The organism is Nitrospirillum viridazoti CBAmc (assembly GCF_000730165.1).
GTDB lineage: Bacteria > Pseudomonadota > Alphaproteobacteria > Azospirillales > Azospirillaceae > Nitrospirillum > Nitrospirillum viridazoti.
The window spans coordinates 2,738,883-2,753,715 of the sequence record NZ_CP022110.1 but is presented as its reverse complement, the minus strand read 5'-3'; the positions used below and the strand labels follow the sequence as shown (position 1 = coordinate 2,753,715).

Here is a 14,833-nt window from a genome sequence, read left to right as displayed (position 1 = left end):
CGACGACGATCCTCCGGTCGCCTGCCTTGCGGGCGACAGGGTCGTATAACGGCCGGATGCTGACGCGTCGCCCCATTCCTGGCGACGCCCCTCGGTTCCGGTCTCTAGGCGCCCACCGCGCCACTGTTTTAGAGAACCGGGACACCCCAATCGTATGATCCTGACGACTGAGCTGCCGGCGCACGCCGGCGCCATCGAACGCCTGCTCGACACCGCCTTCGGACCGAAGCGCAAAGCCAAGACCGTTTACCGCCTGCGCCGTGGCGTCGCCCCCGTGGCCGACCTGTGCATGGTGGCGCTGGATGAAGAGGCGCCGGGCTACTCCGCCGCCCAGCCGCGCCTGGTGGCGTCCATCCGCTACTGGCCGGTGATGGCCGCCGACGGCACCATGACCCTGATGCTGGGCCCCATCGCCGTGGCCGAGGATTACCGGTCCGCCGGCCTGGGTGGCCAGCTGATCCGCGCCAGCCTGGCCCGGGCCGAGGCGCTGGGCTATGCCAGCGTCCTGCTGGTGGGCGACGCCCCCTATTACAACCGCTTCGGCTTCACCCGCCAGCCGGTGCTGGGCCTGAAGCTGCCCGGCCCGGTGGAACTGGACCGCTTCCTGGGCCTGGAGTTCATCCCCGGCTCGCTCAGCAACGCCCACGGCATGCTGGGCCGCGCCCCGGTGACCCGCACGGCCGTCCCCGCCGCTACGACGGTCGAGGCCGCCGCCGCCGCCGAAACCGGCGTGGCCAAGCTGGCCCGCCCGCGCCGGAGGGCGGTTCGCTGACCCGTCCGGTCCCCCGGCCAATTGCAACGGCCGGGACCCCGATTGATGTGCCCCTGAGGGTCGATGTTTCCCGCGTTTCCAAGCGGCGGCCCTACTGCCGCTTGAACGCCGCCCCGGAAAGCCCTATAAGCTCCTTCCCGGCGCGGGTGTAGCTCAATGGTAGAGCAGAAGCTTCCCAAGCTTACGACGAGGGTTCGATTCCCTTCACCCGCTCCAGTTCCGGCCGACCGGAACCCGCTGCCTTCTGGTGGCGCAATCTTCCCCGATGAGACCATTTCGCGGCCTGCAGGCCCCCGGCAGCGGGGCTGTCGCCTCACTGCCGTCACGGTTCCTCCCCACATTACAAGTGTGTAACCCGTTCGAGGCTCGGTCGCTTTCCCGTTGAATCGCCGAGCCAGTGGGACAATATGGAAATCGCGGCCCATGGGGGTCGCCTGGGTTTAACCTGGGATCATTCGAGGAACGTCATGGCTATTGGACCCTACAATCGTTTTGCGTCGAGCACCGGCGCTTACGACCGGGCCCTGTTCGATGAGGGCCTGCGCCAGCACATGCTGCGCGTTTTCAACTACATGACTGTCGGCCTGATCGTCACCGGCCTTGTCGCCTTCTTCGGGGCCCAGTCCCCGGCCCTGGTGGCGGCCATCTTCGGCACGCCCCTGAAGTGGGTGGTCATGCTGGCGCCGATCGGCTTCGTGTTCGCTTTGTCGGCCGGCATCAACCGCATGTCGTCGGGCACGCTGCGCACCGTCTTCTTCGCCTACTGCGCCGTCATGGGCCTATCGCTCATGAGCCTTTTCCTGGTGTTCACCGGCGCCAGCATCGCCCGCGTGTTCTTCATCTCGGCCGCCACCTTCGCCGGCGCCTCGCTGTATGGCTACACCGCCAAGCGCGACCTGACGCAGTTCGGCTCGTTCCTGATCATGGGCGTCATCGGCCTGGTCATCGCCAGCCTGGTCAACATCTTCCTGGCCTCCAGCGCCCTGCAGTTCGCGGTGTCGGTGCTGGGTGTGCTGATCTTCACGGGCCTGACCGCCTATGATAGCCAGCGCATCAAGGAGATGTACGCCGAGTCCTGGGGTGTCGAGGCTAACACCAAGCTGGCCGTCATGGGCGCGCTGAGCCTGTACCTCGACTTCATCAACATCTTCATCTCCCTGATGCAGCTGATGGGCGCCCGCCGCAACTAAGCGGAACCCACCGTCAACGGGAAGGTTGTGGGGCCGTCCGGGAAACCGGGCGGCCCTTTCCTTTTGGCGCCGCCGCCGGTCATGATCGGGCGGGTCCCGTCCGCCGCCCCCAGAGGTTCGCCGCCATGATCTTCCTCTACACCGATTTCGGCTGGTCCGGCCCTTATGTCGGTCAGATGCGGGCGGTGCTGGCGGCCCGTGCGCCGTCGGGCACCACCGTCATCGACCTGATGCACGACGCCCCCGCCTTCGATCCTCTGGCCGCCGGCCGCCTGCTGGCCGCCATCCTGCCGGCCACCCTGGCGGCCCTGCCGCACACCACCGTGCCGGCCGTTTTCCTGGCCGTGGTCGATCCCGGCGTGGGCACGGCGCGCCGGCCCCTGGCCGTGCGGCTGTCCGGCGGGCAGGGCCGCCCCCAGGGGCGCCCCGTCTGGTTGGTGGGGCCGGACAACGGGCTGTTTCAGCCGCTGATCGCTGATACCACCACCACCGGCGGCCTGGTCGAGGCGTGGGAGGTCACCTGGCGGCCCGAAGCCCTGTCAGCCTCCTTCCATGGCCGCGACCTGTTCGCGCCCGTGGCGGCCCTGGTCGCCGTAGGGCAGGAGCTGGGGGACTGGGCCCGCCCCCTGGCCCTGGCCGACCTTGTCGGCGCCGCCCCCTTGTACGGAACGGGGGATGGCGGGGCGGCCGACAATGGCCGCATCCTTTACATCGACAGCTATGGCAACGGCTGGACCGGCCTGCGGCCCGCCGGGGTGCTGGACGGCGGCGTCGCGCCCGACGCCCGGCTGTGGGTGGGTGGTCCCGGTGGCGGCCGGGCGGTGGAACCCGCCCGCACCTTTGGCGCCGTGCCGCCGGGGACGGCCTTCTGGTACGTGAATTCCAGCGGCCTGGTGGAAATCTCGGTGAACCAGGGCCGCGCCGACGCGGCGCTGGGCTTCACCCTGGGCTCCCCCATCGGCGTGCGCGCGCCTTACATCAAACTATAGGCGGTAAACGATAGGTGGCATGAGGCTTCGACTCATGCCGTAGGACGCGACTGCGCCCGCCGGAGTTTTGCGGAGAGCGAAAGCGGACCGCAAAACGAGGACAGCCAAGGGCCCGGATGGGCCTGCCGGCGCTTGAGGGCGAAAAACTAATGCGCCGTGGGCACCACCGTCGCCTCGTCCATCAGGGCCAGGAAGGGCAGGTCGCTGGGCTGGTTGCCATAGCCCCAGCGCCGGCCGTAGGGGCCCGTCTCCTCCATCCACAGGGCCAGGCGCCGGGCCTTCTCGGCGCGCACGCAATTGCCGGCCACCATCTCGCCCGTCAGCAGGCCGTCCTCGCCCACCGCCATCTCGGTGCCTAGCAGGTCATGCACCGGCAGGTCGGCCAGCAGGACCGGCATGTAAAGGGTGAGCGCGCCGGTGGCCACCAGGATGCGGTGGCCTTGATCGGCGTGGCGCATCAGGGTATCGCGCAAGGGGGTATGCCAGCGGACCCAGGCCCCCATTTCCGCCGCCGCTTCCCGCGCCCGTTCCAGCGGCACGCCCGCCAGGCAGCGGCGCAGCAGCCGGCGCTTGAAGGCCGTCTTGAAATCGTCGTCCGCGTCGCTGGCATCACCGCCTTTCACCAGGGTTTCCCGGCCAGGCAGGTGGCGGCCAGCCAGGGGACGAACCGGGAACCGGCGCGACGCGGCCCCGGCCACACTGCCCGCCAAATGGCGCCGCAGGGTGTCCCCCCCCGCCACCCGCGCCAGGAAGGGCAGCAGGCTGTCACCCCGCGCCAGGGTGCCGTCGAAGTCGAACACCGCCAGGCCCGGCAAGTCGCTTTCCTGGGAAATGTCGCCCGCGCGGGCGGCGGCCACGGGGGCGGCAGTCTTGTGGGCGGTGGACTGGGACATGGGTGGCATGAGGCTCTGTGACAGGCGGATGGGGCGCAACCCCCGGTTCATCCGCGCCATAAAACGGGGTGGGCGGCTTCCTCTCAAGGGTTTTTCGCGTTAAGTGTCGGCCTTTCCGCTCAAGACCGACGGCAGCCCCATGATCACCACCCCCACCACCCTTGCCGCCGCCACCCAAGGTGCGGCCAAGCCCTACAAGATCATCATCGACACCGACCCCGGCCAGGACGACGCCGTGGCCATCCTGCTGGCCTTGGCCAGCCCCGAGGATGTGGAGGTGCTGGGCATCACCGCCGTGGCGGGGAACGCGCCCCTGCCGTGGACGGAGAAGAACGCCCGCCGGGTGTGCGAGCTGGCGGGCCGGCCGGACGTCAAGGTGTATGCCGGTTGCGACCGGCCCATGGTGCGCCTGCTGCACACGGCGCCGGAGGTGCACGGCGATACCGGCCTGGACGGCCCGGTCCTGCCCGAGCCGACCATGCCGCTGCAGGCGCAGCACGCGGTGGATTTCATCATCGAGACAGTGATGCGGGAGGAGCCGGGCACCGTCACCTTGTGCCCGCTGGGACCGCTGACCAATGTCGCCCGCGCCCTGGTGAAGGAACCGGCGATATCCGCCCGCCTGCGCCAGATCGTGCTGATGGGCGGCGCGCAGATGGAGGGGGGCAACTCCACCCCCTGCGCCGAATTCAACATCTATGTCGACCCGCACGCCGCCGACATCGTCTTCAAGTCGGGCGTGCCCATCGTCATGTTCCCGCTGGACGTCACCCACCAGGTCCTGACCGCGCGTCGCCATATGGACCGCATTCAGGCCGTCGGCAACCGTGTGGCCCAGGCGACGTATGAGATGCTGGACTTCTACCAGCGGTATGACGAGCACAAGTACGGCACCGACGGCGGTCCGCTGCATGATCCCTGCGTCATCGCCTGGCTGATCCGGCCGGGCATCTTCGAGGGCAAGACCGTGAATGTGGAGATCGAGACCGGCAGCCCGCTGACCACGGGCCAGACGGTCATCGACCGTTGGAACACCACCGGCCGGCCGCGCAACGCCACCGTCATGCTGAAGGCCGACAGCGACGCCTTCTTCGACCTGCTGGTCGAACGGCTGAAGCGCTTCGGCTGAGCCGCTTGGCGCTTCCGGGCGCGGTGCTGCCCGGAAGCGCAATTTGCGGCTGCACGATATTTGCCACGATATTTGCATGGTTGTCCTCCTCGGCGAAGGGAGCTTCGCCACCCTTGGGCATTGGAGGGCATGAGGATGACCGCGATTTTCGCCACGGATGGTGGGACAGCCACCCACCAGACGGCCGGCGCCAATGGCGCCACGGCGGCCGAGAAGAAAGCCGCCAACCAGAAGACCGACAGCGATTTCGCCACCCTGCTGCGGGGTGGGGACGATGATCCCAAGGCGACGCTGAAGGACATCACATCCGGCGGCATGCCCGGCTATTGGGCCTGGCGCATGAAGGAACTGAAGGCCGAGATCGCCGCGCGCGTCATGGGCAACATGGGTGTGACCCGCCAGGGCCTGTCCCGCATGTCCGAAGACGACCGTGCGGAGGTAGAACGACTGATCATGCGCGAGGTGGCGCGCGTGGTACGGGAAATGACCACGGGGCAGGTGCGCAAGGGGCCGGGGCTGGAGGACGGCGCCGCAATCAGTGCCGCCCCGGTGGACGCCGCCAACCAGCCGGATGCGAAGGCCGGTGACTCTTCCCGGGCGCGGATCGCCGCCGCCCAGGGATCGCCCCGCGTCCCCCTCGGCGCCTCCACGCTGCAAGGCATGCTGTCGGAACAGCAGTCTGATGCCTGAGAAAGGCGGCAAATCGGCAATAATTGCCGATTTGCCGGAATCTTTTGCCCAGGAACGGCAAGCGTTGACCGGCTTGCCGCTGGCGGAGATGGCGCATCGCCAAGGTTCACGCCAATCGGGGTTTCGGCCCGGGTCTTGCTAGGATGGAGACGTTAACCATGACCTCGGTGGTCGCCCGTCATCCGGGGGCCCGCGGCCATGGTCCGTCCGTCACCTCATGGGATAAGGGACCGAAGGCCATGTCGTTCCTGAACACCAGCAACCAGACCCAGTCCACCGCCAACGCCTATGGCGGCTTCGGCACCGCGGGCAGCGGCGGTGTCAACCCCAACGGCTCGACCAATGGCCAGGGCAACAGCCCCCTGTCCAACGCCCAGACCGACAGCGCCTTCGCCGACCTGCTGAAGGGCGACGACGATCCGCAAACCATGCTGAAGGACATGACCACTGGTGGTTACCAGGGGTACTGGTCCTATCAGATCAAGCAGATGAAGCAGAAGATCGCCGAGGACACACTGCAGTCCAAGGGCCTGACCCCCCAGGACGTGGCCAACATGCCCGCCGATCAGCGCGCCGACCTGGAACGCCAGATCATGCGCGAGGTGGAGCAGAAGGTCCGGCAGATGACCGCCTCCGGCAAGGACGGCAAGGGCGGGCTGCAGAACGCCGGCCAGACGGGCGACGGCAGCGGGCAGAACGGCTTCGGCAGCCAGATGGCGGCCAACAGCAACCAGACCGGTGCCCGCAGCGGCGTGCCCATCGCCGGCGGCGACACCCTGCAGGGCATCCTGGCCACCCAGGAGATGAGTGCTTAGCCTTTTGTTGCTTCCGGGGCGGGCCCGCCCCAGCGCAGGGTAGTGACCAGCCGGCCGGCGGTGCCGTCCTCCAACAGGATGCGTTCCCAGCGCATGCGGCTGCGGCGGATCAGCAGGTCGGGGCGGTGGTTGGTCTCCGTCTCCAGATCCAGCACGCCGTCCGGCCGGTCGTACCAGCCGGTACCGGCCAGGCCGGCTTCCGCGTCCAAAATCTGCGGCGTGGCATAGGACAGCAAGGGCTGGCCCAGCACCGTGCTGGCCGACACCGTCCATTCCGCCTCGCGCGCTGCGGATGCCGCCAGCAGGCGGTGGCTGCGATCACAGATCAGATGCACCGGATCGCGGGAGCGCTGGACCAGCCGCTTCAGGGCGGCGTCCTGGCCCGCCCGGCCCGGGCTCAGCAACGCGGCGATACGGGCGGCGTGCGTCTCATCCGGCCAAGCCAAGCCCCGTTCCCAGCGCGACACGGTGGCCTGGGTCACGCCCAGCAACTCCGCCACATGCCCCTGCTTCAGGCCGCGCAGCCGGCGCAGGCGGCGCAAATCCTGACCCACGGTGTGGCTGACCGCGTGCGCGTCCATCCCGGCCTCCCAAAAGCGAAAGGGCGACCCGAAGGCCGCCCCATACCGTACCAACTTCACCAGGACACCGCTCAGTGCGACTTGCCGCTCTGGATGGTGCCGGAGATGGAACCGCCGTCGGCGATGCTGATGCGGCCATAACGGATGGTGCCGTCGACCTGGCCGGTCTCACCGATGGACAGGGTCCCCGTCACCTCGATGGTGCCGGTGGCGCGGCCGGAAACCTTCATGCTCTCCACCACGGCGGTGCCCTCGAAGTGACCCCCCTCGGCCACCTCCAGCACCTTCACCTCGTTCAGCGTCACATCGACCAGGCGGCCGGCGACGTGCAGGGTGTGGCAGTGGGAGATCTTGGCGCCCTCGAGACGGGCCTCGGGCGAGATGGTGGTGACCCCGCCGCCCAGGTCGGGCGTCGATTCCGTCTGCGGTCCGCCGTTCAGGCCCGGCCGCAAAAAGCTGCGCGGATCGAGGATGTCACTGGCCATCGGTCCCCCTCATAGTCCGGCGCAGGCCGGAACCTGGAAATATCCGGCGCGCGGCCGGAAGCTGAAAACACCGGCGCGGGCCGGAGGTCGGAAAATTCCTCGCCCGGGCCGGCGCGCATTCCCCACGACGCACCGCCGCCCCCGCCGAAACGGGCCGGACGCTGCAAAACTCTTAAGCGTTTCTGAGGCTTTTCGCAACATCTCCCGGGTCGGTGAGGTGGGAGACGTCCCCCTTGGCCCGACCGCCGCGCATGTGTCCCGTACCAGGGGCGCATGGCAGGGGATCCGCAGGATAGGGCGGGTTGCGATTGACGGAGGGCCGGCGGCACACAATAGTCGGCGGTTCCAAATTCCGGTTGGCGCGCCGGGGGTGGCCTTGGTTTTATGATAATTCCGTGTAACGCGCCTCAAGAAATAAAGGAGTGTCTGGCCGTGATTCCTGTCGTGATGCCGACCTATTCCCGGATCGACGTTGTGTTCGAGCGGGGTGAGGGCTGCTTCCTTTACGACACCACCGGCCGACGATTCCTGGATTTCACCAGCGGCATCGCGGTGAACGCCCTCGGCCATGCCCACCCCTACCTGGTGGAGAAGCTGACCGAGCAGGCGCACAAGCTGTGGCACACCTCCAACCTGTTCCGCGTGGCGGGGCAGGAGAAGCTGGCCAGCCGCCTGCGGGAACTGACCTTCGCCGACACCATGTTCTTCACCAATTCCGGCGTCGAGGCGTGGGAATGCGGCGTGAAGCTGGTGCGCAAGTATCACTATGAGACCGGCCATCCGGAGAAGACGCGCTTCATCGTCGCCGGCGGCAACTTCCACGGCCGCACCATGACGGCCATCGCCGCCAGCGGCCAGGACAAGATGGTGAAGGGCTTCGGCCCCCTGCTGGACGCCTTCGACCGGGTGGCCTACGACAATTTGAACGAGCTGCGCGCCGCCATCACGCCGGAGACGGCCGCCATCCTGGTTGAGCCCATCCTGGGCGAGGGCGGCATGCGTCCGGCCAGCCTGGACTACCTGCGCGCCCTCCGCGCCATCTGCGACGAGTACGGCCTGCTGCTGTACTTCGACGAGATCCAGAGCGGCATGGGCCGGTCGGGCAAGCTGTTCGCCCATGAATGGGCGGGCATCACCCCGGACGTGATGTGCATCGCCAAGGGCATCGGCGGCGGCTTCCCGCTGGGCGCGTGCCTGGCCACGGAGAAGGCGGCCCAGGGCATGGTGGCCGGCACCCATGGCAGCACCTTCGGCGGCAACCCGCTGGCCATGGCCGTCGGCAATGCCGTGCTGGACGTGATGACGCAGCCGGGCTTCCTGGACAACGTCATCGCCAAGGGCGCCCTGCTGCAGGGCAAGCTGGAAGAGCTGGTGGCGCGCCATCCCACCGTGCTGGACAGCGTGCGCGGCAAGGGCCTGATTCTGGGCGTGAAATGCGTGACTCCGGTGGGCGACCTGGTCACGGCATTGCGCGACAACGGCATGTTGGTGGTCTCCGCCGCCGACAACGTCGTCCGCATCCTGCCACCGCTGATCGTGGGCGAGGCCGAGATCAACGAGGCCGTGGCCATCCTGGACCGCACCTGTGCGGCCCTGGCGGCCTGAGGGGTATCCACATCATGACCGCGACGACCAAGACGGTCCGGCATTTCCTGGACATCAGCGATTTCGATACGGCCACGCTGCGCGAAATCCTGAAGCGGGGCCTGGACCTGAAGCAGACCAACGGTACCGCCCAGCATCCCCAGCCCTTCCGGGGCCTGACGCTGGCCACCATTTTCGAGAAGCCGTCCACCCGCACCCGCGTCTCGTTCGAGGTGGGGATGCGCCAGCTGGGCGGTGATGTCATCACCCTGACGGGGCGCGAGATCCAGCTGGGCCATGGCGAAACCATCGCCGACACGGCCCGGGTGCTGTCGCGCTTCGTCAACGTCATCATGATCCGCACGGATCATGAGACCAAGGTGCATGAGATGGCGGGGGCCGCCAGCATCCCCGTCATCAACGGTCTGACCGACACCTCCCACCCCTGCCAGATCATGGCGGACATCATGACGTTCGAGGAGAAGCGCGGGCCCATCGAGGGCCGTGTGGTCTGCTGGAGCGGCGATGCCAACAACGTCTGCCAGAGCTGGATTCATGCCGCCGCCCGCTTCGGCTTCGAAATGCGCGTGGCGGCGCCGGCCAGCCTGCAGCCCACGGCCGACACCATCGCCTGGGCGGCGCGCGAAGGCGCCCGCCTGGTGGTGACGGAAGATCCCAAGGCCGCGGCCGAGGGCGCCGACATCGTGGTGACGGACACCTGGGTGTCCATGCATCACAAGGATGCGCCTGCGCGCATGGCATTGCTGGCCCCCTTCCAGGTCAATGACACGCTGATGAAACTGGCCTCCCCCGACGCCATATTCATGCATTGCCTGCCGGCCCATCGGGAGGAGGAGGTGACCTCCTCCGTCATCGATGGTCCGCAGTCCGTCGTCTGGGACGAGGCGGAAAACCGCCTGCACGCCCAGAAGGGCATCCTGGCCTGGTGCCTGAACGCCTGATCGTTCCGGTACCGGACCCGTGGTGTCCGGCCTTGAGGTATTCCATAAGGCCCCGATCGGTTGACCCCGGTCGGGCGCCTTTGTTTTTGGGGTAAGCGATCATGACCACCGCCGCCGTTTCCACCCTCGCCTCCGCCCTTGTTTCCCGGGACATCGACGTGGTGCAGCCCTTCCAGCTGGACCGGTCCAACCTGCGCGGCCGCATGGTGCGCCTGGGCCCCGTGCTGGACGAGATCCTGGGCCGCCACGCCTATCCGGGCCCCGTCGCCCAGATGCTGGCGGAAACGATCACGCTGGCGACGACGCTGGCGGCGGCGCTGAAGTATGAGGGCGTTTTCACCCTGCAGACCAAGGGCGACGGCCCCATCAACCTGATGGTGGCCGACGTCACCAGCGCCGGCGCCGTGCGCGGCTACGCTCAGTTCGACGAGGACGCGCTGAAGGCCGCCCTGGCCGGCGAGGTCGAGACGGCCCCCGTGCCCGCCCTGCTGGGCAAGGGCTACCTGGCCTTCACCGTCGACCAGGGCGAGCATACCCAGCGCTACCAGGGCATCGTCGGCCTGGACGGGGATCGCATGGATGATTGCGTGCGCCACTATTTCACCCAGTCGGAACAGCTGGCCACGGGCATCGTCGTCCATGCCGGCCGCAGTGACGAAGGCAAGTGGGGCGGCGGCGCCATCATGCTGCAGGCCCTCCCCGACGAGGATGCCGGCAGCGTGGCGTCGGACGCCAAGCCCAGCGACCTGGAGGACGATTGGCGCCGGGCCATGGCCCTGCTGTCCACCGTCACCCCGGCCGAGGTGCTGGACCCGGCGCTGCCGGTGAACGACGTGCTGTTCCGCCTGTTCCATGAGGAAGAGGTGCGGGCCTACGACTCGCACGGCCTGGCGGCGCAGTGCCGCTGCTCGCGGGAACGCGTGGTGACGGTGCTGCGGTCCCTGCCGCGCGAGGAAGTGGCCGAACTGAAGGTCGATGGCGCCGTGGATGTCGGGTGCGAGTTCTGCAGCACCCACTATCGCTTCGACGATGCCGAGCTTGAGGCCGTTTACGGCTCGGCTTCCTGAGGTTGCGCCGTTGCTGGCCGGTTTCGCCCGGGCATGACGCCCACGGCGATGCCGGCCAGCACGCCCGCCAGCCCCAGGGCGTGGGCCAGGGTCGGCCGCTCACCCAGCAGGAACAGGGACGGCACCAGCACCGTGACCGGCAGCAGGCCGGTGAACAGGCCGCTGCGGCTGGCGGGGATGCGGGCCGCACCGCGCAGCCACAACACCACCGCCACCAGGCCGTTGCCCAGCGAGGCCGCGGCGTACAGCGCCCAGGTGCCTGGCGATAGGGCGCCCCACAGCGCCTCGGGCGTCATTCCCCGCGCCGTCAGGATGGCGAAGGGCAGGGCCAGCACCGCCGCCATCAGATTGGCGAGGAAGGTGACGGCCAGGGGCGATACGCCCGCCAGCCGCCGGGCATAGACGTTGTACAGCCCCTCCGACACCACGGCCCCCAGGACCAGGGCGTTGCCGCGCAGCGTGTCGCTGGCGCCGCCACCACCCTCGTGGCCGCCGGACGCCAGGTTCAGGGCGGCAATGCCGGCCATGGCCAGGGCGATGGCCGCGCCATTCCGCAGGGTCAGCCGCTCGCGCAGGATGGCGGCGGCGCACAGGGCGGTCACAGCGGGGATGGTGCTGGTCAGGATGCCGGCGGTGGTGGCGCTGGTGCCCCGCAGGCCGTACATCAGGAAGACGTTGAACAACACCATGCCGAACAGCGACAGCAGGGCCAGGCTGGCCCAGTCGCCGCCCGTGGCCGGCAGGGCGCGGCGTCCATGGCGTATGGCCCAGGGGCTGAGCGCCAGGGCCACCAGGGCGAAGCGCACGTCGGCGGCCACCAGGGGCGGCACGGTGGCCACCGCCATCTTGCTGATGGGCACGGACAGGCCGACCAGGACCATGGCGGCGGTGAGGGAGAGATAGGCAGCGCGCATGGGCGCCACTGTAGCCGCCCGCCACCCTGGCCGACACCCCGGCAACATCGCTCCGGCAACATCGCTGTTGAAGCCGGGCCCGCCAGCGCTTACTTGCAGTGCCTGACTGTTTGCCTTTCCCAGGGATGACGACAATGACGACCGAAACCGCGACGCTGGCTGGTGGCTGCTTCTGGGGTATGGAAGATCTGATCCGCAAGGTGCCGGGCGTGGTGGATACCCGCGTGGGCTACATCGGCGGTGAGCTGCGGAACCCGACCTACAAGGACGTGAAGACCGGCACCACCGGCCACGCCGAAGCCATCGAGATCACCTTCGATCCGGCCAGGCTGACCTACCGCCGCCTGATCGAGTTCTTCTTCCAGATCCACGACCCGACGACCACCAACCGCCAGGGCAACGACATCGCCAGCCAGTACCGCAGCGCCATCTTCTACGCCTCGCCCGAGCAGAAGGCCGCGGCCGAGGAAGTGACGGCCGAGGTCGACGCGTCGGGCCGCTGGCCCGGCAAGGTCGTCACCCAGATCGTTCCCGCCGGCACCTTCTGGGAGGCGGAGGACTATCACCAGGACTATTTGGAAAAGAACATCGGCGGCTACACCTGCCACTGGGTCCGTCCCGACTGGGTGTTGACCGGCAAGTAAACCCGCGCCGGCACGCTGAACCGAAGAAAGGCCGCCTCCATCCCCGGGGGCGGCCTTTTTTCCGTCAGCGCCCCATCTCCCGCCCCACGGGATAGCGCAGGTAGGCGGCGTCGCTGTAGGGCGTACGCTCATAGAACCAGGCCAGGCGCTGGTCCGGGTTTGTGGCGAAGCCGGGGTCGGCCTTCAGCTTGGCCTCGAAGGCGGCTTTCAGGGCCGGGTCGGTGGCCAGCATGCGCTCGGCCAGCGGGGCGATGGCATAGGGCTCGATATACTCCGTGCGCTGCAGGATTTCGGGGAAGAAGCCCCAGGCCAGGAACGACTCGGTGCTCTCCGCCTCCAGCAGTTGGCCGGCCAGGTCGCCCAGGGGCTGGTCGGTGGGCACGCGCACGCTGCCCTTGGGGTAGAGCACCGTGCGCGTCTCGTGCACATACCCGGCCGTGTCCAGCATGACGTGGCCCTCGTTGGTCTCGGTGGCCAGCTTGGGCTCCGTCAGGCGCACGGCGTCCACCGTGACCTCGCGCGGCCGGTCCTGCGTTTCCATCACCAGGCCGTGCAGGCGCAGCCGCGCGATGATCTCCGGCTTGGTCGCCGGCACCCAATAGGCCTCGGGCCGCGCGACGGTGACGCTGGGGTGATCCAGGTAGACGGGCATGCGCACCGTGGCGCCCGGCCGGCCCAGCCAGCGCACCTCCACCCCGCCCGAGGCGGGGGAGATGTAGCTCTCGTGCCGCATGGTCCGGAACTCCACGCTGGCGCTGGGCGTCTTCTCCGTCTCGAACGCCACGGGCAGGGTGACGGGGCGGCGGGCGCGGTCGGACGCCACGGCCTGGCGCAGGGCGGCGCCCTGTTCCGCCAGCAGGGTCAGCGACCGCTCGATCAGCACATAGGTGCCCAGCACCCGCTGGCGGTAGGGCTTCAGCGAGTGGTTCTCCACCAGCACGGTTGGGATGTGCGCCAGGTTGCCGTAGCCGGTGGAATAGCGCAGGGGTGTGGTGCTGCCGGCGATGCCGCCCTCCGGCTTGCGGCCGTCGGCCTCCGTCACCAGGGGGCCGGGGATGTGGCCGGCCTTGATCAGGGCTTGGCCCACCTCCGTCTTGAAGGGGCCCGCCAGCCAGCGGTCGATGGCGGGGGAGAACAGGTCGCCGGCGGCGCCTTCGTCATTGCCGAAGGTGATGTCGTAGGCGTAGTCCATGCCGTCGGTGACATGGATGTCCAGGTACAGGTCCGGCTGATAGCGGCGGATCAGGGCGATCATGGCCCGCATCTCGGGCGTGTCCAGCTTGCCGTAGTCGCGGTTGAGGTTCAGGTTCTGTGCCGTGGTGCGCCAGCCCTGGTTCATGGGGCCGCGCTGGTTGGGCCGGTTGTAGGCGCCGGCGCGCTCATGGCCATCGACGTTGAAGATGGGCACGAACAGCAGGTTCACGCGGTCGAGCAGGCTGTCCTTCCCCCGCTGGGTGATGTCGCGCAACAGCATCAGCCCGGCGTCCTTGCCGTCGATCTCGCCGGCGTGGATGCCGGCCTGCACCAGCAGCAGGGGCTTGGCCGGATCCGGTTTGCCGTCGATCATGCCCTTGGCCGCCAGCACCGCCACCATCTCCCGCCCCTCAGGGGATACACCGAACACCTCCTGCCGCAGCAGGGGGGACGCCGTGACCAGCCGGTCGATGAAGGCGCGGGTCTCGTCATAGCTGGGCGTGGCGGTCAGGCCGGTCAGCTCCGCCGGGGTGGCCCAGGGATCAGCCGCCGGCACCACCAGCTTTTCCGACGCGCCGTGCCAGGGCGGCAGCGGCGGCAGGAAATCCGTGTCCCAGGGGCCGGTCTGGGGGCCGGTCTGGAGGCCGGGCGCGGCCGCCAAGGCGGGTGCGGCGACGGACAGCATCAGGATGGCGCAGAGCGCCAGGCGATGGGGGCGGGGCATGGGCGGGACTCGGGGGAGGGGCGATGAGTTTAGGATCGACCATCACCCGGCGGACAGGTGCTTTCAAGAATGCTTTCGCCAGAACCCCGAAAGCGCGAAAGCCCGGCTGGACGGGCCAGCCGGGCTTTCGGATTTGGTGGAGCTAAGCGGGATCGAACCGCTGACCTCTACAATGCCATTGCATGCAACTTCCAACGAAA

The 14,833-nt window shown here is 68.5% G+C and carries 15 protein-coding genes and 1 tRNA gene; 11 read left to right on the top strand and 5 right to left on the bottom strand.

Annotated features, from left to right (window positions below):
- Nucleotides 1-154 precede the first annotated feature (154 nt).
- The 4 genes from Y958_RS12695 to Y958_RS12680 all read left to right on the top strand — a co-directional run bounded on the left by Y958_RS12695 (nt 155) and on the right by Y958_RS12680 (nt 2,951).
- Entirely contained in the window at nt 155-772 is a 618-nt protein-coding gene (locus Y958_RS12695) for a GNAT family N-acetyltransferase (RefSeq protein ID WP_088872261.1), read from the top strand.
- Between the two features lie 142 nt (nt 773-914).
- A tRNA-Gly gene (locus Y958_RS12690) sits at nt 915-988 on the top strand.
- 251 nt (nt 989-1,239) lie between these two features.
- On the top strand, nt 1,240-1,962 hold the full coding sequence (locus Y958_RS12685; protein ID WP_088872260.1) for a Bax inhibitor-1/YccA family protein: 723 nt from the start codon (nt 1,240-1,242) through the stop codon (nt 1,960-1,962).
- Between the two features lie 125 nt (nt 1,963-2,087).
- Nucleotides 2,088-2,951, top strand: coding sequence for an SAM hydrolase/SAM-dependent halogenase family protein (locus Y958_RS12680; RefSeq protein ID WP_088872259.1), 864 nt, complete (start codon nt 2,088-2,090; stop codon nt 2,949-2,951).
- 146 nt (nt 2,952-3,097) lie between these two features.
- Here the strand turns inward: Y958_RS12680 and Y958_RS12675 are convergent, their stop codons facing one another.
- Nucleotides 3,098-3,844, bottom strand: a complete 747-nt coding sequence (locus Y958_RS12675) for an HAD-IB family phosphatase (protein ID WP_088872642.1) — start codon at nt 3,842-3,844, stop codon at nt 3,098-3,100.
- A 103-nt stretch (nt 3,845-3,947) separates the two neighbouring features.
- On the opposite strand from Y958_RS12675, the gene Y958_RS12670 reads away from it, so the two are divergent.
- From Y958_RS12670 to Y958_RS31980, 3 genes are all read left to right on the top strand, one after another.
- Nucleotides 3,948-4,973, top strand: coding sequence for a nucleoside hydrolase (locus tag Y958_RS12670; protein WP_425600662.1), 1,026 nt, complete (start codon nt 3,948-3,950; stop codon nt 4,971-4,973).
- A gap of 135 nt (nt 4,974-5,108) precedes the next feature.
- Entirely contained in the window at nt 5,109-5,663 is a 555-nt protein-coding gene (locus Y958_RS12665; protein ID WP_088872258.1) for a hypothetical protein, read from the top strand.
- Between the two features lie 239 nt (nt 5,664-5,902).
- Entirely contained in the window at nt 5,903-6,478 is a 576-nt protein-coding gene (locus Y958_RS31980; protein ID WP_186291184.1) for a hypothetical protein, read from the top strand.
- On the opposite strand, the gene Y958_RS12655 is transcribed toward Y958_RS31980, so the two are convergent.
- Together Y958_RS12655 and Y958_RS12650 are read right to left on the bottom strand one after the other, a co-directional pair.
- Nucleotides 6,475-7,059: a helix-turn-helix transcriptional regulator gene (locus tag Y958_RS12655; RefSeq protein WP_088872256.1), complete on the bottom strand. Its 585-nt coding sequence runs from the start codon at nt 7,057-7,059 to the stop codon at nt 6,475-6,477. The genes Y958_RS31980 and Y958_RS12655 overlap by 4 nt on opposite strands.
- Before the next feature lie 71 nt (nt 7,060-7,130).
- Entirely contained in the window at nt 7,131-7,544 is a 414-nt protein-coding gene (locus tag Y958_RS12650) for a bactofilin family protein (RefSeq protein ID WP_050898592.1), read from the bottom strand.
- A gap of 432 nt (nt 7,545-7,976) precedes the next feature.
- Here Y958_RS12650 and Y958_RS12645 point away from each other — a divergent pair, with 432 nt between their 5' ends.
- The 3 genes from Y958_RS12645 (at nt 7,977) to hslO (ending at nt 11,157) form a co-directional block, all read left to right on the top strand.
- Nucleotides 7,977-9,149: an aspartate aminotransferase family protein gene (locus Y958_RS12645; protein WP_088872255.1), complete on the top strand. Its 1,173-nt coding sequence runs from the start codon at nt 7,977-7,979 to the stop codon at nt 9,147-9,149.
- 14 nt (nt 9,150-9,163) lie between these two features.
- Nucleotides 9,164-10,090: an ornithine carbamoyltransferase gene (gene argF, locus Y958_RS12640; protein ID WP_088872254.1), complete on the top strand. Its 927-nt coding sequence runs from the start codon at nt 9,164-9,166 to the stop codon at nt 10,088-10,090.
- A 101-nt stretch (nt 10,091-10,191) separates the two neighbouring features.
- Nucleotides 10,192-11,157, top strand: coding sequence for an Hsp33 family molecular chaperone HslO (hslO, locus tag Y958_RS12635; RefSeq protein ID WP_088872253.1), 966 nt, complete (start codon nt 10,192-10,194; stop codon nt 11,155-11,157).
- Here hslO and Y958_RS12630 read toward each other — a convergent pair.
- On the bottom strand, nt 11,139-12,071 hold the full coding sequence (locus Y958_RS12630) for a DMT family transporter (protein WP_088872252.1): 933 nt from the start codon (nt 12,069-12,071) through the stop codon (nt 11,139-11,141). The two genes, hslO and Y958_RS12630, sit on opposite strands and share 19 nt — an antisense overlap.
- A gap of 134 nt (nt 12,072-12,205) precedes the next feature.
- Between Y958_RS12630 and msrA the strand changes: the two genes are divergently transcribed.
- Nucleotides 12,206-12,715 carry a peptide-methionine (S)-S-oxide reductase MsrA gene (gene msrA, locus Y958_RS12625; protein WP_088872251.1) on the top strand — a complete coding sequence of 170 codons (510 nt, stop codon included), beginning with the start codon at nt 12,206-12,208 and terminating at the stop codon, nt 12,713-12,715.
- Nucleotides 12,716-12,779: 64 nt separating this feature from the next.
- Here the strand turns inward: msrA and Y958_RS12620 are convergent, their stop codons facing one another.
- On the bottom strand, nt 12,780-14,633 hold the full coding sequence (locus tag Y958_RS12620; RefSeq protein WP_186291183.1) for a M14 family metallopeptidase: 1,854 nt from the start codon (nt 14,631-14,633) through the stop codon (nt 12,780-12,782).
- Nucleotides 14,634-14,833: the final 200 nt, after the last annotated feature.